General features: G+C 58.8%; 14 protein-coding genes. 6 read left to right on the top strand and 8 right to left on the bottom strand.

The window, feature by feature from the left end; translation table 11 throughout:
* Positions 1–52: 52 nt before the first annotated feature.
* The 5 genes from hutH to hutI form a co-directional block, all read right to left on the bottom strand.
* On the bottom strand, positions 53–1588 hold the full coding sequence (gene hutH, locus MKR05_RS18995; protein WP_238875268.1) for a histidine ammonia-lyase: 1536 nt from the start codon (positions 1586–1588) through the stop codon (positions 53–55).
* The gene (hutU, locus tag MKR05_RS18990) at positions 1585–3273 is read right to left on the bottom strand and encodes a urocanate hydratase (protein ID WP_238875267.1); all 1689 of its coding nucleotides are present in this window, start codon (positions 3271–3273) and stop codon (positions 1585–1587) included. The genes hutH and hutU overlap by 4 nt, the downstream gene beginning before the upstream one ends.
* A gap of 142 nt (positions 3274–3415) precedes the next feature.
* Positions 3416–4141, bottom strand: coding sequence for a histidine utilization repressor (locus MKR05_RS18985; RefSeq protein ID WP_023288907.1), 726 nt, complete (start codon positions 4139–4141; stop codon positions 3416–3418).
* Between the two features lie 57 nt (positions 4142–4198).
* Positions 4199–5155: a formimidoylglutamase gene (hutG, locus tag MKR05_RS18980; RefSeq protein WP_023288906.1), complete on the bottom strand. Its 957-nt coding sequence runs from the start codon at positions 5153–5155 to the stop codon at positions 4199–4201.
* Positions 5152–6411 (bottom strand): imidazolonepropionase, encoded by a 1260-nt coding sequence (gene hutI, locus MKR05_RS18975; RefSeq protein WP_171005052.1) that lies wholly within the window; start codon positions 6409–6411, stop codon positions 5152–5154. Before hutI ends, hutG begins: the two co-directional genes overlap by 4 nt.
* A 214-nt stretch (positions 6412–6625) precedes the next feature.
* On the opposite strand from hutI, the gene MKR05_RS18970 reads away from it, so the two are divergent.
* On the top strand, positions 6626–7909 hold the full coding sequence (locus tag MKR05_RS18970; protein WP_238875265.1) for a putative acyl-CoA thioester hydrolase: 1284 nt from the start codon (positions 6626–6628) through the stop codon (positions 7907–7909).
* A 77-nt stretch (positions 7910–7986) separates the two neighbouring features.
* Here MKR05_RS18970 and MKR05_RS18965 read toward each other — a convergent pair whose 3' ends face one another.
* A complete protein-coding gene (locus MKR05_RS18965) occupies positions 7987–10674 on the bottom strand; it encodes a cation-transporting P-type ATPase (RefSeq protein ID WP_238875263.1) in 2688 nt (895 codons plus the stop codon).
* 51 nt (positions 10675–10725) lie between these two features.
* Positions 10726–11157 (bottom strand): universal stress protein, encoded by a 432-nt coding sequence (locus MKR05_RS18960; protein WP_023288902.1) that lies wholly within the window; start codon positions 11155–11157, stop codon positions 10726–10728.
* Between the two features lie 534 nt (positions 11158–11691).
* On the opposite strand from MKR05_RS18960, the gene MKR05_RS18955 reads away from it, so the two are divergent.
* From MKR05_RS18955 to MKR05_RS18945, 3 genes are read left to right on the top strand one after another with little or no spacing between them, the layout of a single operon-like run.
* Complete coding sequence (locus MKR05_RS18955; protein ID WP_232712603.1) at positions 11692–12777, top strand: efflux RND transporter periplasmic adaptor subunit; 1086 nt, start codon at positions 11692–11694, stop codon at positions 12775–12777.
* Entirely contained in the window at positions 12778–15843 is a 3066-nt protein-coding gene (locus MKR05_RS18950; protein WP_284118522.1) for an efflux RND transporter permease subunit, read from the top strand.
* Between the two features lie 38 nt (positions 15844–15881).
* Positions 15882–16805 (top strand): acyltransferase, encoded by a 924-nt coding sequence (locus MKR05_RS18945; protein ID WP_238875270.1) that lies wholly within the window; start codon positions 15882–15884, stop codon positions 16803–16805.
* A 16-nt stretch (positions 16806–16821) separates the two neighbouring features.
* Here the strand turns inward: MKR05_RS18945 and MKR05_RS18940 are convergent, their stop codons facing one another.
* Positions 16822–17328 carry a hypothetical protein gene (locus MKR05_RS18940; RefSeq protein WP_238875259.1) on the bottom strand — a complete coding sequence of 169 codons (507 nt, stop codon included), beginning with the start codon at positions 17326–17328 and terminating at the stop codon, positions 16822–16824.
* A gap of 732 nt (positions 17329–18060) precedes the next feature.
* Between MKR05_RS18940 and MKR05_RS18935 the strand changes: the two genes are divergently transcribed.
* Entirely contained in the window at positions 18061–18273 is a 213-nt protein-coding gene (locus MKR05_RS18935; RefSeq protein WP_044521698.1) for a biofilm development regulator YmgB/AriR family protein, read from the top strand.
* 82 nt (positions 18274–18355) lie between these two features.
* Complete coding sequence (locus MKR05_RS18930) at positions 18356–18910, top strand: helix-turn-helix transcriptional regulator (RefSeq protein WP_017899620.1); 555 nt, start codon at positions 18356–18358, stop codon at positions 18908–18910.
* Position 18911 lies beyond the last annotated feature (1 nt).

Below are 18911 nucleotides of genomic sequence, written 5' to 3'. Positions count from 1 at the left end.
GGGCGGTCGGGGGAATGATTTCCCCCGACGCGGGTACAGAGAACAACGGTGATTAGTGCAGGCCTGGCAGTACGGCAGGCAGCAGACGCGTCAGGTGACGGGCCGCCAGAAGCGCAATGGCATTATCGATATCCGGGGCGAAGTAGCGATCCTGCGTATAGTGAGGGACGCGTTCGCGCAGCAGATGGCGCGCCTCTTCCAGCAGCGGGCTGGTGGTCAGCCCTTCGCGCATATCCAGCCCCTGCGCCGCCGCCAGCCACTCGACGGCCAGTACGCCGCGGGTGTTCTCGGCCATCGCCCACAGGCGGCGACCGGCCGCCGGCGCCATCGAGACGTGATCTTCCTGGTTGGCGGAGGTCGGCAGGCTGTCGACGCTGTGCGGGTGCGACAGCGCTTTGTTTTCACTGGCCAGCGCCGCCGCCGTGACCTGGGCAATCATAAACCCGGAGTTCACCCCGCCGTTTTTGACGAGGAACGGCGGCAGCTGCGACATATGGCTGTCCATCATCAGCGCGATGCGACGCTCGGAGAGCGAGCCGATTTCGGCAATCGCCAGCGCGATATTATCCGCCGCCATCGCCACCGGCTCGGCGTGGAAGTTACCGCCGGAGATCACGTCATTCTCGGCGGCGAAGACCAGCGGGTTATCGGACACCGCGTTGGCTTCGGCCAGCAGCACCTCAGCCGCCTGGCGGATCTGGGTCAGGCAGGCGCCCATCACCTGCGGCTGACAGCGCAGGGAGTACGGGTCCTGCACCTTGCTGCAGTTATGGTGCGACAGCGAGATCGCGCTGTCGTCGGTCAGCAGATGGCGATACAGCGCCGCCGCGTCAATCTGCCCGCGCTGGCCGCGCACTTCATGGATGCGCGCATCAAACGGACGACGGGAGCCCAGCGCCGCTTCGGTGGTTAACGCCCCGCAGACGACCGCGGAGGCGAACAAATCTTCGGCTTCGAACAGACCGCGCAGGGAAAAAGCGGTCGACGCCTGGGTGCCGTTGAGCAGCGCCAGCCCCTCTTTCGCCGCCAGGGTAATCGGCTCCAGCCCCGCCTGACGCAGCGCTTCGGTGGCCGGCAGCCAGTCGCCGCCGCGTACCCGCGCTTTACCTTCGCCAAGCAGGGTCAGCGACATATGGGCCAGCGGCGCGAGGTCGCCGGAGGCGCCGACGGAGCCTTTCGCCGGGATCCACGGCGTCACGCCGGCATTCACCAGGCCAATCAGCGCCTGGATCACGCTCAGGCGGATCCCGGAGAATCCGCGGGACAGACTGTTAATCTTCAGCACCATAATCAGGCGCGCCAGGTCATCGTCCAGCGGCTCGCCTACGCCCGCCGCATGGGACAGCACCAGCGAACGCTGCAGGTTCTCCAGATCTTCCGTCGAGATACGGGTCTGCGCCAGCAGGCCAAAACCGGTGTTGATGCCGTAGGCGGTCCGCCCTTCGGCAAGGATAGCGTTGACGCAGGCCACGCTCTCGTCAATGGCGGCAAACGCGCCGCTGTCGAGGGCAATATTCACCGGGTGGCTGTAGATGTCGCGGAGCTGCGACAGGCTGAGTTGACCCGGGATCAGAGTTAAAGATTTCATTTCGCGTTCCCCTGCGTTGCCGCCACCATCGGAAGATTCAGACCCTGTTCTGCCGCGCATTCAATGGCAATCTCGTACCCCGCGTCGGCATGACGCATCACGCCGGTGGCCGGGTCGTTGTGCAGGACGCGGGCGATACGCGCTGCCGCTTCATCGGTGCCATCGCAGACGATAACCATCCCGGAGTGTTGCGAGAAGCCCATGCCTACCCCGCCGCCGTGGTGCAGCGACACCCAGGTCGCGCCGCTGGCGGTGTTGAGCAGCGCATTCAGCAGCGGCCAGTCAGAGACCGCGTCAGAGCCGTCGCGCATCGCTTCGGTTTCGCGGTTCGGGCTGGCGACGGAGCCGGAGTCAAGATGATCGCGGCCAATCACGATCGGCGCGGAGACTTCGCCGCTGCGCACCATTTCGTTAAACGCCAGGCCCAGCTTCTGCCGCCATTCCAGACCGACCCAGCAGATACGCGCCGGCAGTCCCTGGAAGCTGATGCGCTCGCGCGCCATATCCAGCCAATGGTGCAGATGCTTATCATCCTTGATGATCTCTTTCACTTTCGCGTCAGTCTTGTAGATATCCTGCGGATCGCCGGAGAGCGCCACCCAGCGGAACGGACCGATACCGCGGCAGAACAGCGGGCGGATATAGGCCGGCACGAAGCCCGGGAAATCGAAGGCGTTGCTGACGCCCACTTCCTGAGCCATCTGGCGAATGTTGTTACCGTAGTCGAAAGTCGGCACCCCCATCTCATGGAAGGCCAGCATCGCCTGCACGTGGTCGGCCATCGAGTGTTTCGCCGCCAGAATGGTGCCCTGCGGATCGGATTCAGCTTTCTGCTGATACGCTTCCCAGCTCCAGCCTTTCGGCAGATAGCCGTGCAGCGGGTCGTGGGCGCTGGTCTGGTCGGTGACCATATCCGGGCGCACGCCGCGTTTCACCAGCTCCGGCACGATCTCCGCGGCGTTGCCGCACAGCGCGATGGAGATAGCCCGGCCTTCGGCGGTGTATTTCTTGATACGCGCCAGGGCGTCATCCAGAGAAGTGGCCTGTTCGTCCACGTAGCGGGTGCGCAGACGGAAATCGATGCGGCTCTGCTGGCATTCAATATTCAGCGAGCAGGCACCGGCCAGCGTCGCGGCCAGCGGCTGCGCGCCGCCCATGCCGCCCAGCCCGGCGGTTAGCACCCAGCGGCCTTTCAGGCTGCCCTGATAGTGCTGGCGACCGGCTTCGACGAAGGTTTCGTAGGTGCCCTGGACGATGCCCTGGCTGCCAATGTAGATCCAGCTGCCGGCGGTCATCTGGCCGTACATCGCCAGCCCTTTGGCATCCAGCTCGTTAAAGTGTTCCCAGGTCGCCCAGTGCGGAACCAGGTTGGAGTTAGCGATCAGCACGCGCGGCGAGTGTTCATGGGTTTTGAAAACGCCCACTGGCTTGCCGGACTGGACCAGCAGGGTCTCGTCGCTTTCCAAGTTCTTCAGCGCCTTCACGATAGCGTCATAGCATTCCCAGTTGCGCGCTGCGCGACCAATACCGCCATAGACCACCAGTTCGTGCGGGTTTTCGGCAACATCGGGATCGAGGTTATTCATTAACATACGCAGCGGGGCTTCGGTCAACCAGCTCTTCGCGGTCAGCGTCGTGCCTCTTGGCGCACGGACGTCCAGCTGGCGATATTTGCTTTGCGACATCGGGGTTTCTCCTGACAATGAACGTTGTTTACGTAGATACATATACTTGTCTATACAAGCATGCGCAAGCCAGGATTTAACAGAAATGATACAATTTTGTTATATTGCGTCAGCAATCACGTTTTGCTGACGCCAGCGTGGATCAGGAGCCAAAGCGGCCCTGCAGACGATAGCGGCTACCGGGAAACAGCAAGCGCGCGTGGGAGACGATGTGGGTTGTCGACCAGGTGCGGCGGCGGATCAGCAGGCAGGGATCGTGGGCGTGAATATGCAGCAGCGCGCACTCTTCCGCCGTGGCCTGCACCGCTTCAACAATATGTTCACCTTCTGTTAACGGGGCGATCAGCGACAGATAATCATGGGGCGTGGTGGCGGTATAATCCTGCTGGAGATAGTCCGGCACCACCGCGGCATTGACGCAGCGATCTTCGATTTGCACCGGCACCTCGTTTTCGTAATGCACCATCAGCGAGTGAAAGATGCGGGTGCCTTCCGCTACGCTGAGCGCCGCCGCCTGAATATGATCCGCCCGGGTCTCCTCCAGCAGCAGCACCTCGCAGCGGTGCTGATGGTGACGGGCAATAATTTCTTCGGCAATGCTGCGCACCTCAAACAGCGCCGACTGCCCTTTCGGCTCGGCGACAAAGGTCCCCACCCCTTGCAACCTGACCAGCAGGCCTTCATCCGTTAGCTCGCGCAGCGCGCGGTTGATGGTCATCCGGCTGAAGCCGAACTGGGCCACCAGCTCCGCTTCGGAAGGGATACGGTCATGCGGTCGCCAGACGCCGCTGTGAATTTTTTCACCGATAGCCTGCTTCACCTTCTCATAAAAAGGCGCGGGCGCGGAACGGGGTTGCTGTGAAAACATAGCCTGGCTTTCCTTTTGCAAAATGGGCGGCGAAACACCCAGAATATACCGGAATGGCTACTGCCACCAATGGACGATTTGCCATGCCAGACGGGCGGCCGCGCGGGCGCCCTGACCGTCAATGTCAAACTGCGGGTTGAACTCCACCAGATCCACCGCCTGCAGCTTACCGCTGCGGCACAGCGGCTCAACGATGCGCAGCAGGGTCGCCAGCGGCACGCCCAGCGCCGCCGGGGCCGACACCGCCGGCATTTCCCGCGCCGGGAGCACGTCGAGATCGATGGTCAGATACAGACGATCGTACTGCGCGATGTTGCGCTCAAGCTCCGCCAGCACCCGGGTTTCGAAGGCCTCCAGCACCTGGAGATCCTCCACGATAGCCACCTCGCGCCGCGCCGCTTCCTCCCAGAGCGCCTGGGTGTTGGCCGCCCGACTGACGCCGATGCAGGTATAGTGAAAAGCGCGCTGCTGCGCGTCACACTCCAGCGCCAGCTGGCGGAACGGCGTCCCGGAGCTGGCGCGCTCGGCAACGCGCAGATCAAGATGCGCATCGAGATTAATAATGCCCACTTTTTCGCCCGGGAAGGCATCCAGTACCCCCGCGCCATGACCGAAGGCGGTCTCGTGGCCGCCGCCCAGAACCAGCGTGCGTTTCCCGGCGCGCTGGCAGGCGGTTACCGCCTCGCGCAGCGCCTGATGCGCGGCTTCCAGCTGGTCGCCATCGACGCTAATCGTGCCCATATCCACGCAGCGGTCGTGGCCCTGATGGCTGGCCATATTGGCCAGCGCCCGGCGTAGGGTCGCCGGGCCGTCAGCCGCTCCGGTACGCCCTTTGTTGCGCCGGACGCCTTCGTCACAGGCGAAGCCAAGCAGCGCGATATCGCCGGGCAGCGCCTGCGGCGCGAAGCGTTCCGCGCGGGGGATGGTCTGAAACAGGCGCAGCGCATTCGGCGCTTCCGCACTATCATCGCGCCCCTGCCAAAGGTTGGCGGGCGTAGCTTGCCACAGCATCATTGCCATTCTCCTTGTACCACGCGTCCCCAGAGCGGACTGCGCCCCGGCTCATACACCATCTCGACCGGATGCTCGGCATCCCAGATGGCAAAGTTCGCTACAAAGCCCGCCGCCAGCTGACCGTGGCTGTTCTGCCGCCCCAGCGCCCGCGCGGCATGGCGCGTCACGCCGGCCCACGCCTCCTCCGGCGTTAAACCAAACTTGACGCAGGCCATATTCATCGCCAGATGCAGGCTGGCGAAGGGGCTGGTGCCGGGGTTGAAATCGGTCGCCACCGCCATCGGCACCTGGTACTTGCGCAGCAGTTCCACCGGCGGTTTGCGGGTTTCATTGAGGAAGTAAAACGCGCCGGGCAGCAGGGCCGCCACGGTGCCGCTTTCGCGCATCGCCGCCACCCCCTCTTCCGTCAGATATTCAATATGGTCGGCGGACAGTCCGTGATAACGGCTCACCAGCTGGGCGCCGCCCAGCGAGGAGAGCTGCTCAACGTGACCTTTAACCGGAATGCCCAACGCCTGCGCCGCCTGAAACACCCGCTCGGTTTGCTGCGGGCTGAAGCCGACGTTTTCGCAGAAGACGTCAACGCTTTCAAACAGTCCCTCCCGCCACAGCGTCGGCAGGATAGTGTCGCAGACCAGCGTAATATAGCCGTCGGCGTCGCCTTGATATTCCGGCGGCGTGGCGTGGGCGGAGAGCAGCGTCGCCGAGAGTTCCACCGCGTTATCACGCGCCAGCTGGCGGGCGACCCGCAGCATTTTGCGTTCGTTTTGCAGATCGAGACCGTAGCCGGATTTGATCTCCAGGGTGGTCACCCCTTCACGCAGCAGGCGGGCCAGACGCGGCTGCGCCAGCGCCAGTAATTCAGCTTCGCTGCTGTCGCGGGTGGCGCGCACGGTGGCATTAATCCCCCCGCCGCTGGCGCTGATGGTCTGATAGGAGACGCCGTTCAGCCGCTGCTCCCACTCCTGCGCCCGGCTGCCGCCGAAGATCAGGTGGGTATGGCAGTCGATTAATCCCGGCGTGACCAGCCGGCCTTCGAGATCGATCCTGCGCCCGCTGGGGAGGTCATTTTCGGGGACGATCGCCGCAATGCGACCGTCGCGCACCAGCAGCGCGTGGCGCTCCAGCAGACCGTACGGTTGGGAAGCATCAGGGTTCAGGGTGGCGAGACGGGCGTTTCGCCAGATAACGCGTTCGGAGGTGGCTTCAGTCATAGCGTTCAACTTGTCATGGGTTGTATAGACATTTATTTTCATAACGCCGGGAATGTCAACAAAAGCGCGAGTAAATGTTATTTATTTGTGACTGGAGACCGTCCGGCGACGCGGCGTATTGCGTAAAGAAGGTAAGTTTTTCAGCCCACGTCTTCCCGTTTCGTTCAAGTTAGTATAAAACAGCAGGTTTTAAAGGACTTATACCCTGGCGTCTCAGCCGGGGTATTTCACTACGCTTAATTTTGCCCGGAGCAACATGAACACATATTCCGTTTCCCGTCTGGCGCTGGCGCTGGCCTTCGGCGTGACGCTGTCCGCCTGTAGCTCGACGCCTGCCGATCAACAGCCCTCAACGCAGACTGCACCGGGCACCAGCGCGCGTCCCATTCTGAACGCCGATGAAGCGAAAAACTTTACCCAGGCGGCCTATTTCCAGTCGCTGACCCCCAATGCCGCGGCCTGGACGCCGTCCGCCATCAGCCTGCCGGCGCAGCCTGACTTTATCGTCGGCCCGGCGGGAACCCAGGGCGTGACGCATACCACCGTCCAGGCGGCGGTGGATGCGGCGATTGCCCGCCACTCTAACCGTCGTCTGTTTATCGCCATCATGCCGGGCGAATACCCGGGCACCGTCTACGTTCCGGCGGCGCCGGGCGCCCTGACCCTGTATGGTACCGGCGATAAACCGATCGACGTGAAGATCAGCGAAGCCATTGATTCCGAAATGGATCGCAACACCTGGCGTCGTCTGGTCAATCCGGGTGGCAAATACATGCCGGGCAAACCAGCGTGGTATATGTTCGACAGCTGCCAGAGCAAATCCACCGCCACCGTCGGCGTGATGTGCTCCGCGGTCTTCTGGTCGCAGAATAACGGCCTGCAGCTGCAGAACCTGACCATCGCCAACAACCTGGGCGACAGCGTCGATGCCGGCACCCACCAGGCGGTTGCCCTGCGCAGCGATGGTGACCAGGTGCAGATTGATAAAGTGAACATTCTTGGCCGCCAGAACACCTTCTTCGTGACCAACAGCGGCGTGCAGAACCGTCTGCAGAACAACCGTCAGACCCGCACCCTGGTGACGAACAGCTATATTGAAGGCGACGTGGATATCGTTTCTGGCCGCGGCGCCGTAGTGTTTGATAACACCGACTTCCGCGTGGTGAACTCGCGTACTCAGAAAGAAGCCTACGTCTTCGCGCCGGCCACCCTGAAGAGCGTGACCTACGGCTTCCTGGCGACCAACAGCCGCTTCACCGCCTCCGGGGATAACGTCGCGCAGCTCGGCCGCGCGCTGGACGTTGACGGCAACAGCAACGGCCAGGTCGTGATCCGCGACAGCGCCATCAATGAAGGCTTTAACATCGCCCAGCCGTGGGCGGCGGCGGTAGGCTCCGGCCGTCCGTTCAGCGGCAACACCGGCAGCGCGGATGACAAAGGCAATCTGCAGCGCAACCTCAACGACAATGGCTTCAACCGTATGTGGGAATATAACAACCGCGGCGTGGGAAGCAGCGTGGTCGCCGAGCCGAAACAATAAATCGCGATACCGGCACAGCACAATAAAAAGAGGGGGCGATGCCCCCTCTTTCCTTTTTCGTTCAACGCTTCACGCCGTCAGGCGGTTCGCCATTTGCGGGTCAGCGGTTTTTCCAGCTCCACAATCAGGAACATGGCGAAGCCGATGATAAAGGTGATCACCCAGTAGCGGAACGGCAGCCCGGTGGTGCCGAACAGCATCTGCATAAACGGCGCATAGATAATCAGCAGCTGCAGCACCAGCAGCACGCCGCTAACGATCCAGATCCCTTTGTTAGCCAGCAGACCTTTGGTCAACGAGAAACCATCCGACACGCGGCAGTTCAGCATATAGAACCACTGGGCGGTGACCAGAGTCTGCAACAGCACGGTACGGATAAACTCCGGCGAATAGCCGCGGGGCTGCAGCCAGGCTTCGAGAATAAAAGCGCTGACCGCAATCATCGACCCCACAAACGCCACGCGCCAGATGGCAAAGCCGTCCATCACGTGCAGTTTCGGGTCGCGCGGCGGCCGCCGCATAATATTTTTCTCACCGGCTTCAAACGCCAGACCAAACGACAGCGTGGCAGAGGTGGCCATGTTCATCCACAGGATCAGCACCGGCGTCAGCGGCAGTACGTTGCCCGCCAGCAGCGCGATCACGATCAGTAACCCCTGCGCAAGGTTGGTCGGCATGACAAAAAGAATGGTTTTTTTCAGGTTGTCATACACCCGGCGCCCCTCGCGGACCGCGCTGGCGATGGTGGCGAAGTTGTCATCGGTCAGCACCATATCGGCGGCTTCCTTGGTCACTTCGGTCCCCTTGATCCCCATCGCCACGCCGACGTCAGCCTGCTTCAGCGCCGGGGCATCGTTCACCCCGTCTCCGGTCATGCCGACAATCTCTTTCTTGCTCTGCAGAGCCTGCACCAGACGGAACTTATCTTCCGGGCTGGTGCGGGCGAAGATATCGAACTGCTGCGCGGCCACGCTCAGCTGCGCGTCGTCCATCACCTCCAGCTCGCGCCCTGTAATGGCGTTCCCCGCATTGCCAATCCCTAGCATTTTGCCGATGCTCATCGCCGTTTGCGGGTGGTCGCCGGTGATCATCTTCACGCGGATCCCGGCCTGCAGGCAGTCGGCAATCGCCGTGATCGCTTCCGGACGCGGCGGATCCATCATCCCGGCAACCCCTAATAAAATGACCCCCTGCTGCAGATCCTGATGGGTCAGCTCGGTCTGGCCTGCGGCAGCCGGCTTCCAGGCCGCGGCCACCATTCGCAGCCCCTCCCGGGCGTACTCTGCAATTTTGCTTTCCCAGTACGGGAGATCCAGCGGCTGCAACCCGCTGTCGCTCTGCTGATACTGGCACAGGCGGAACAGAACATCCGGCGCGCCGGTGACCAGCACCACCTCCTCTTCGCCCAGCCGGTAAAGCGTCGACATGTATTTATATTGCGAATCAAAAGGAATTTTACTGCGCAACTCGCTGGGCTGCGGCGACAGGGTTATCTTCGCCGCCAGCACCTTCAATGCCCCCTCGGTGGGGCCGCCAGTGATTTTCCACAGCCCGCTTTCCTCTTTGATAAGCTGGCTGTCGTTACACAGATCGATGGTGCGCAGATAGCGCTCAAGAAGCGATCCTGGCGCCACCGCAACCGGCGACGGGTCGTCGATAGCATGGATTTTACCGACCGGCTCATAGCTGTCCCCTTCCACCCGATAGACGCTGTCCGCGGTGATCACCGCCTTCACCGTCATTTCGTTCATGGTCAGGGTCCCGGTTTTATCCGAACAGATAACGGTCATCGCGCCGAGGGTTTCTACCGTCGGCAGCTTGCGGATAATCGCTTTCTGGCGGGCCATCGCCTGCACGCCGAGCGACAGAATAATCGAGATAATCGCCGGCAACCCTTCCGGGACCGAGGCCACCGCGAGGCTAATCAACGACAGCATCAGTTCGGAGACCGGCATATCACGGAACAGCAGGCTAAAGACGAACAGCGCCGCCATCATCACCAGAATCAGGATGAAGATGGCTTTGCCCAGCTTGTCCATCTGCACCAGCAGCGGCGTGCGGTGCTTCTCAATGCCCGCCATCATTTGGTTGATGTGGCCCAGCTCGGTATCGCCGCCGGTGGCCACCACGATCCCTTTCCCCGCCCCTGAGCTGACGGTGGTCCCGGAAAACAACAGGTTGCTGCGATCGCCGAGCGGTAAATCGCCGCTTAGCGGCTCGGTGGTTTTTTCCACCACCGTCGACTCGCCGGTGAGGATCGCCTCTTCCACCCGCAGGTTGTGCGCCTCAATCACCCGTAAATCGGCGGGGATACGGTCGCCGGCGCGGATCACCACGATATCGCCGGGTACCAGCGAGGTGGTGGGGATGGTTTCATGGTTGCCCTGTCGGATCACCACCGCCTCGCTGGACAGCATATTGCGGATACTCTGCAGCGATTTTTCCGCATTACTCTCCTGAATGAAGCCGATCAGCGCATTGACCACCGCCACCGCGAGGATCACTGACATGTCGATCCAGTGGCCCATTACCGCCTTCAGCAGCGCCGCCGCCAGCAGAACGTAGATCAGCACATCGTTAAAATGCACAATAAAACGCAGCCAGGCGGGTTTACCCGGCTTCTGCGGCAGGGCGTTTTCGCCATACTGCTGCAGGCGCGTGGCCGCCTCTGTTCCGCTAATCCCGTCCGGCGAACTCTGTACGCTGGCGAGCGTCTCCTCGACGGAGCGCTGATAATAGGGCGCCCCCGGTTTATCTGTATTCATACTCTCTCCCTCGATTTCTGAAGCGGAAGTCAGGACGACATCCCGCCGTCATCAGCGCACAACGAAAACCGGTACATGGGCATAGCGCACGATATTGGCCGCTTCCGAGCCCAGCAGGTGAGTCTGAATCCCCGGATTGCGCGAACCGACAATCACCACGTCCGCTTGTAGCTCATCGGCCAGAGCAATCACTTGATCGCGAACATTGCCACTGCGCACATAAAGATGGCTGGCGTCTTCCGCAAGGCCATTTTTTTTGACCAGCTCAGTCAGTTTTTCCTTAGCGGTATTAATCAAATGGTCTTCCATCTTTCGCGCATCAGAGATAAATCCGCGCGTTAACACCGGAGAGAATGCCGGAATGACATGGACAAGATGAATTTGCCCGGAAGAATGCTGGGCGAGGAATTTCGCATGAGAAAGGGCTTTGTCGGCCAGGCCTGCATCAAACACGTCAACGGGAACAACGATATTTTTATACATGAGATAATCCTTTTATTACCAATACAATGCGTAGTGATGAATAACCCCATACTTGGGGAGGAACGAAATCTCAACAACAGAAGCGGCGAGCGGAATAGATGTTATTAAACGTAGCACAGGAAAATTAACATTAGAAAATGACGGATTAATAGACTGAAAAATATTATAAAAACCATATATTCCCTGCAGATCTCCTGCGTTTTCCCCAACAGTGCCGCTGCCGCTCGCGGTATGCTCTTTTTTAACACTTCACCTTTTCTCCGACTATGCTGATTACAAGCAGGAGTGCCGCTCCGAATGTCCGGTGGTCACCGTGGGGGCCGAATTAAATGACATTCGCGGTTCGGGTGGGAGTAAAGGGAGAAAATCATGTTTGGTTATAGCCTGTTACGTCTGGGATTATTTGTCGCGCTGGCCATTGTCGCCTGCACGCTGGTGGGACTATTCACCTATCTGGTTGTCGCCGCCCTCGCCGAATAAGCGTGCGCCGCGTAATAAAAATGTAAAATAAATCCTGAATCTGAGGGGAATACTGTGAACCGTTATTTTTCTCTCATCCCGGTTGTTATTTTATTTACAACCGCTTGCGATCAGAAATCGCCGTCCGTCGAGTCCGCCCCGCGCATGGTCAAGGTGGCGCAGGTGACCGCCGTGGGCAATACCCAGCAGCGAACGTTTCCGGCACGTATCGAGTCTGGCGACTCCACCGAGCTGTCGTTTAAGCGGGGGGGCCAGGTGGAATCGCTGGATATTCGCCAGGGGGCGACCATCGCCCAGGGGCAAACGCTGGCGCGCCTGAATGCCCGCGAGGCCCAACAGCGGGTCAATGAGCGACAAACGGCGGCTACGCTCGCCCAGCGTCAGTTTGATCGCTTCCAGACCCTGGCGGGACGTCAGGCGATTTCCCAGGCGGAGATGGACGTGCAGCGCGCCAATCGCGATGCCGCCAACGCGGCCTTAAAAATCGCCCGTGAAGAGCTGGCGCAAATGAGCCTCGCCGCGCCCTTCGGCGGGATTGCCGCCGGCGTGCATATCCGCAACCATCAGGTGGTCGCCGCCGGCCAGCCGGTGATCACCCTGACGCGTACCGACCTGCTGGATGTGGTCTTCAGCATTCCCGAAAATCTGTTCACCTCCCTGGATATCCGCAATACCGCCTACCGCCCCGTCGTCAGGATCAATACCCTGCCGGGCCGCGAATTTACGGCGGAATACAAAGAGCATACCGGCAGCAGCGACAACAGCACCCTTACCTGGCAGATCATTTTAACCATGCCGCGGCCGGATGATTTTCCCACCGTCGGCGGGGTCAGCGGCACCGTGACGGTCAATCTCGGCAATTTACCGGCCAGCGCCGGAAGGGAAACGCTCATGGTGCCGGTAGAGGCGGTGTTTAACCCGGATAACCGGCCGAAGAATGAACCGGTCGTCTGGGTGGTAAAAGGCGACAACGCGCATCGGTTTCTTGAGGAGCGCAAGGTCACGGTCGGCGAGGTGACCTCGCAGGGAGTGGCCATCACCGACGGTCTCCGCGCGGGTGAAGAGGTGGTCGCGGCGGGCGTGAGCGAGCTGCATGCCGGGCAGCCGGTGCGGATCTGGACGCGTGAACGAGGATTATAAATGGACATTTCCCGTCAGTTTATTAATAACCCGACCCGCGTCTGGTTAGCCATTCTGCTGCTGGGGGTGGGTGGTCTGTTCGCCCTGCTCAATATCGGCCGTCTGGAAGATCCTGCCTTCACCATCAAAACGGCGGTGATCGTGACCCACTACCCGGGCGCGTCCGCTCAACAGGTGGAGGAGGAGGTGACCCTGCCGCTGGAAAACGCGATTCAGCAGCTTCCCTCACTGGATAACGTCAGCTCCATCTCCTCAAATGGCTTATCGCAAATTACGGTGAATATCGCTTCGCAGTACCATTCCAGCGAGCTGCCGCAAATCTGGGATGAGCTACGTCGCCGCGTCGGTGACGCCAGCCGACTTTTCCCCCCTGGCGTAGTGACCCCCTTCGTCAACGATGACTTTGGCGATGTGTTTGGCTTTTTCTTCGCTATCTCGGGCGACAGTTTTACCAACCCCGAGCTGGTGCGCTATGCCGAACAGCTGCGTCGGGAGCTGGTGCTGGTTCCTGGGGTCGGTAAAGTCGCTATCGGCGGCGTCATTCCGCAACAGATCAATGTTGATATCTCGCTGGCGAAAATGGCGGCGCGCGGGATCACGCTCAACCAGCTCGCCGCTATCCTGACCCGGCTCAACGTGGTGTCCAGCGCCGGAGAGATCCGCGTTGGCAGCGAATCGATCCGCCTACACCCCACCGGGGAGTTTCAGAGCATCGATGAACTGGGGGATCTGCTGGTCAGCCCTCACGGCGCCAGCGCCACCACTCGACTGCGGGATATTGCCACGCTGTCGCGCGGACTGACTGACTCGCCGTCCAGTATTTATCATGCCAACGGCCGCCAGGCGGTGACCATGGGGGTCTCTTTTATTCCTGGCGTCAACGTCATTGACGTCGGGCACGCCCTTGAAGCCCGCCTCCAGCAGATGGCCGCCGACAAACCGGCGGGTATCGATATCGCCATTTTTTACGATCAGGCGGCTGAGGTCACCCACTCGGTCAATGGCTTTATTACCAACTTCCTGATGGCCCTGGCGATCGTGGTCGGCGTGCTGCTGGTGTTCATGGGAGTACGCAGCGGGATCATTATCGCCCTGTCGCTGGCGCTCAACGTCCTCGGCACCCTGCTTATCATGTTTGTCTGGGGGATCGAGTTACAGCGGATCTCCCTCGGGGCGCTGATCATCGCCCTGAGTATGCTGGTGGATAATGCCATTGTCATTGTCGAAGGGGTGCTTATCGCCCGCCAGCAAGGATCGCCGCTGCTGGGCGCCATTAACTATGTGATCCGCCGCTCCGCCCTGCCGCTGCTCGGCGCCACGGTCATCGCCATCCTCGCCTTCGCGCCGATTGGCCTCTCGCAGGACTCCACCGGAGAGTATTGCAAATCCCTGTTCCAGGTGCTGCTGATCTCCCTGATGCTCAGCTGGTTCTCCGCCCTGACCATCACTCCGGTGCTCATTAAGTGGTGGTTGTTTAAACACGCCCCGCCGGCCGCCGCGCCGGAGGAAAAAGCCGATCCCTACCGCGGCCGCTTTTACCGTGGCTATCAGCAGACGCTGCGAATACTGCTGCAGCAAAAGACCCTGACCCTGGTGCTGATGGGCGCCCTGCTGGCCGCGGCGATCTGGGGCTTCACCTTCGTGCGGCAGAATTTCTTTCCGTCATCGAATACGCCCATTTTCTTTGTCGACCTGTGGCTGCCCTACGGTACCGATATTAACGCCACCGAGCAGATGACCCGCGATATTGAGCGGTCGATCGCCGGCCAGCCGGGGGTGGTCACCACCGTCGCCACCATTGGCCAGGGCAGTATGCGTTTTATTCTTACCTACAGCGGTCAGCGGCAGTACAGCAACTACGCGCAGATTATGGTGCGGATGGACGACCAGCGCGGCATCGCCCCCGTCACCCGCCACGTCGAAACCTGGATCGCCAGAAACTACCCGCAGGTGAACGCCAGCACCAAACGCATTATGTTCGGCCCCTCCGGGGATAGCGCGATTGAAGCGCGCATTAAGGGCCCTGACCCGGATACACTGCGCGCGCTGGCCAGTCAGGTGAGCGATATTCTCGCTGAGGATCCGGCGACCGACAGCGTGCGTAACGACTGGCAGAACCGCAGCAAGGTGATCCGCCCGCAGTACTCCCTAGCGCTGGGGCGCGAGCTGGGGGTGGATAAACAGGACATTGATAACGCGCTGGAGATGAATTTCTCCGGCAGTCGCGCCGGGTTATATCGCGAGGGCGCCGATCTGCTGCCGGTGATCGTCCGGCCGCCGGCAGCGGAGCGACAGGATGCCAACCATCTGCATAACGTGCTGGTCTGGAGCCAGAGCCGCCAGCAGTATATCCCGTTGAGTAACGTCATCCATGGCTTCTCCCTGGAGTGGGAAGATCCCTTGATTCTCCGCCGGGATCGCACCCGGGTGCTGACGGTCCAGACCGATCCCAGCCCGCAAAGCGGCCAAACCTCGGGTGATATTCTCGCCCGGGTGAAACCGCGCATTGACGCATTGACGCTGCCGCATGGCTATCGCATCGAATGGGGCGGCGATGCCGAGAACTCCAGTGAAGCACAGCAAGGGCTGTTCACGACCCTGCCGCTTGGCTATCTGGTGATGTTTATCATTACGGTGCTGATGTTCAGTTCGCTGAAAAACGCTGTCGCCATCTGGCTGACCGTCCCGCTGGCGCTGATCGGCGTCACGCCCGGCTTTTTGCTGACCGGCATCCCCTTCGGCTTTATGGCCTTAATCGGCCTTCTCAGCCTCAGCGGCATGCTGATCCGCAACGGCATTGTGCTGGTGGAAGAGATAGAGCAACAAAAACAGGAGAAAGATCAACGACAAGCGATCATTGATGCGGCAACATCTCGTCTGCGGCCGATCCTGCTGACCGCCTTCACCACCGTGCTTGGCCTTGCCCCGCTGCTGCGCGATGTTTTTTTCCAGAGTATGGCAGTGGTGATTATGTTCGGTCTGGCCTTCGCCACCGTGCTAACGTTGCTGGTTCTGCCGGTGATTTACGCCTGCTTTCACCATAAGGATATGACGCCTCAACGATGAACAGTACCGGTCTGAGCATTATTAAGACACTCGGCTGTATGACAGCGGTGACTTTTTTCACCATCTATAACACCTGGGATCGCTTTGATTATGACTATCACTGGATCCTCGGGCTGCTGACCTTTGTCTCGACCATCGCCACGCCGCTGTTTTTTGTGGTTGCCGGCTATCTTGATGCGCAAACGCGACACGACGCCAACTGGCAACTTGGTAAAATTAAAAGCGTGGTGATCGTCTTTCTGTTTTGGGTGACGGTCTATTATGTCTGGGAGCCTTACCAGCGCGGCTATCTGATCCAGCCCTGGTTTATTTTCGCCCTGATTGTCATCTATACCTTCCATCCCCTGATTGCCTGGCTCAGCCAGCGGCGCGGTCTGTTTTTCACCGTGGTCCTGACGCTACTGTGCTGCTCTTATGGTTACGACCTGCTCTCGGTGCTCTACCCGGAAAGACATCTTTTCAGCCTGGCGCCGCAGTATCGTCTGTGGACGTGGCTACTTTTTTATTTAACCGGGCAGTTATTTAACGATCCGCGGGTCACGGAGTGGATACGCGACCCGCGGGTGATTAAAGCCGCCATTATCGCCCTGCCCTTTGTCTATTTATTTACCTGGTTTTATGAACGCCACTTTTTCTTCGCGTTGTTTAAAGCCGATCGCAATGCGTTCATTCTCACGGGGTCGCAGATTTATATTCTGATCGTCCTGCTGGTGATCGCCGCTAACGCCGTGCAGTTTAAAAAGAACCGCGAACTGAAGGAGGCCGTGCTGGCGACGGTTAGCAAAGCGATGACCGGGGTCTATATCCTGCACTACTCCGTTTTTCACCTACTGGTGATGCTGATCCCTATTCACTCGTTAGCCACCAAGCTGGGAGTGATTGTCCTAACGTTTGTCCTGTCGGTGCTCATTTCCCTCGCCGCGCTCTCCAGTACGCTGCTCAGGAAGGTGATAACCCTGTAACAAACGACGCGGTAACTTAGCGGAAGCTCCACTGGATGCTGATCACAAACACGCTGGGAATAATAATGCCGCTCTCAAGGGCGAAATAGTCGGTAAAGTTGTACTGGATAGCATGGTAGATATAGGGTGAAAAGCCGATCCCGGTGGCGTCCTTAAAATCTTTATAGGAGCCATGATCGCCGCAATGCTCGAAGGCGTCGAAGAAGAATTCGCCGGTATAGCCGTAAACGCCTTTGAAGGTCCACCCGCTGCCGTTGTGGTACCAGTCTCTTCTCACCCCCAGCGCCAGACAGCGATCGTCGAAACTGTTATTCATGGTGCCAATCAGCAGGCTGTATTTCGAGTCGTCAGAGAATTTCCGCTCCACCGAGAAAAAGTGGTTCTCGAAATTCTCAGTATATTGACCGTGATTATTGGTCAGATGGTAAACATAGGAACCGGTATTCACCGAATAGAGGTTAATCTCTTTCGCCTGCGCGAGAGTCGCTAACCCGGCCAGGAGTATCACGCTTTTAACGCGCATTTCCCCTCCTCACACCTCTACGCCTGTCCATAGACAGACTGCCTTTGCCGTATTTACCGGTCGTGACAGGGGTAAAAGACCCGACAGGGAAATGGGGGAAAGATAACGATGCCGAACCATCGCATCGCTAGTAAAAAGCGTAGCACACGCCTTATCCGCCAACAAACCGACCGAAGCGTTAACGAAATGGCCGATGTGTTGCTCTTTACCTGATTGTGCAAAAAACAGACAAAACCTCACCTGATATCCGCTATGATCAGCGTCCGACGCGGAAGAAAGCCACCTGTCGACGACAGAGTTGCTGTGTACCCCTTCCTGCGTCGGCGCGATTTCATCCAACACGCCAGCCAGCACAATACCTTCCCATTGAGCTCACGCCTGTCGTCAGCCTCTTCCCGCTAGTTTTACAGGTGGATCCTGCACAAACCGGCTTTTATGTACAAGTTATGCAAGCAATTAAACTATTTAAAATCAATAACTAAAAACACAAACTAAAAATCAGCCGTTCTGTTGTACATATAGTTCTGAAAAAAGTTGTACATAATGGGATCACCGTCTATAGTTTGGAGTGTTAACTGCTTGTTGCGTAACGAAGCGGGGATGTTTAACGGTGGCGCGGCAAGTCAGGCGGTGGTTCCTGGTTTTGCATTTCCTGTTCGTGACTTGGCGCGTACCGATGGTACGTAGCGACTTTTATTGTCAGTTTGCGTTATACGTGGGAGAGTTCGAGCTATGCATATTAAAAATACCATTCCAGCAGAGTTTGTCTTCAATTCGGCCCTGATGAAGAATATTGAAAATACGCTCATTAAGCAGCACAGAACGATAAATAATGAGCGGATGATTACGGAAATTCAGCATCGCCTGAAAACGGAAAGTAATGAAATACTCTCCGACCTCTATTTGCAGGCGCTGGATATGCTGTACAGCAAACCTCATCATTAATTAAACTCGCGGAGCTGGCAGCAGGCTTAAGCCTGCGGTGCCGGCACGCCTGGGTCTCTATCGGCTAACTGAGGCAAATAAAATGTCACACCATAATACCTGCTATCGTACTGAACATTACGATCTGTGGTTTGATAATCGTTTTCTTCTCTATGGGATGTCGCTGATCCTGAATAGTCTGCCGGCATCTTACTTTCGCAAAAAACATGTTTTCTTTACCAGCGACAATTATTTCGCGGTACTGCAGCACAACTATAATCGTCGGGATACGTTATTTATTCTGTTAACCGAAGGCAACGATCTTAATTTTCTTAGTGAACTGCCTATGCTGCGCTTACCGGCCAATTCAACGCCGGAAGAGTTAAAGATATTTCTGCACCAGCCAACCCGCTACTATAAAACCCACCCGGCGCCGGGCGCCTCGGTGCAGTTTACCGAGCGGGAAAAGAAAGTGATTCAACTTATCAGCAATGGCGAAGCGGTCGCCAGCATTGGCCGGTCGCTGAATCTGCATATTAAAACCATTTATCAGATCCGGCTGAATCTGATTAAAAAGCTCGGCTGTAGCGGTAGGACCGATTTTTTTAATATCAGCCGCAGCGAAACCTTTAAATCCTGGAGCCAGATCCACCTGTAAC

Source organism: Klebsiella sp. K5-204 (genome assembly GCF_030128585.1).
GTDB classification, from domain to species: Bacteria; Pseudomonadota; Gammaproteobacteria; order Enterobacterales; family Enterobacteriaceae; genus Klebsiella; species Klebsiella quasipneumoniae.
This window is presented reverse-complemented; position numbering and strand designations above follow the sequence as displayed.

Bases quoted from the DNA above. Each gene is read 5' to 3' on its own strand.
- MKR05_RS18970 (WP_238875265.1), top strand. From the start codon at position 6,626: ATGAACACATATTCCGTTTCCCGTCTGGCGCTGGCGCTGGCCTTCGGC.
- hutI (WP_171005052.1), bottom strand. From the start codon at position 6,411: ATGAAAATAAATGTCTATACAACCCATGACAAGTTGAACGCTATGACT.
- MKR05_RS18985 (WP_023288907.1), bottom strand. From the start codon at position 4,141: ATGTTTTCACAGCAACCCCGTTCCGCGCCCGCGCCTTTTTATGAGAAG.
- MKR05_RS18935 (WP_044521698.1), top strand. From the start codon at position 18,061: ATGCATATTAAAAATACCATTCCAGCAGAGTTTGTCTTCAATTCGGCC.
- MKR05_RS18940 (WP_238875259.1), bottom strand. From the start codon at position 17,328: ATGCGCGTTAAAAGCGTGATACTCCTGGCCGGGTTAGCGACTCTCGCG.
- MKR05_RS18960 (WP_023288902.1), bottom strand. From the start codon at position 11,157: ATGTATAAAAATATCGTTGTTCCCGTTGACGTGTTTGATGCAGGCCTG.
- MKR05_RS18930 (WP_017899620.1), top strand. From the start codon at position 18,356: ATGTCACACCATAATACCTGCTATCGTACTGAACATTACGATCTGTGG.
- hutG (WP_023288906.1), bottom strand. From the start codon at position 5,155: ATGATGCTGTGGCAAGCTACGCCCGCCAACCTTTGGCAGGGGCGCGAT.
- MKR05_RS18965 (WP_238875263.1), bottom strand. From the start codon at position 10,674: ATGAATACAGATAAACCGGGGGCGCCCTATTATCAGCGCTCCGTCGAG.
- MKR05_RS18945 (WP_238875270.1), top strand. From the start codon at position 15,882: ATGACAGCGGTGACTTTTTTCACCATCTATAACACCTGGGATCGCTTT.
- hutU (WP_238875267.1), bottom strand. From the start codon at position 3,273: ATGTCGCAAAGCAAATATCGCCAGCTGGACGTCCGTGCGCCAAGAGGC.
- hutH (WP_238875268.1), bottom strand. From the start codon at position 1,588: ATGAAATCTTTAACTCTGATCCCGGGTCAACTCAGCCTGTCGCAGCTC.
- MKR05_RS18950 (WP_284118522.1), top strand. From the start codon at position 12,778: ATGGACATTTCCCGTCAGTTTATTAATAACCCGACCCGCGTCTGGTTA.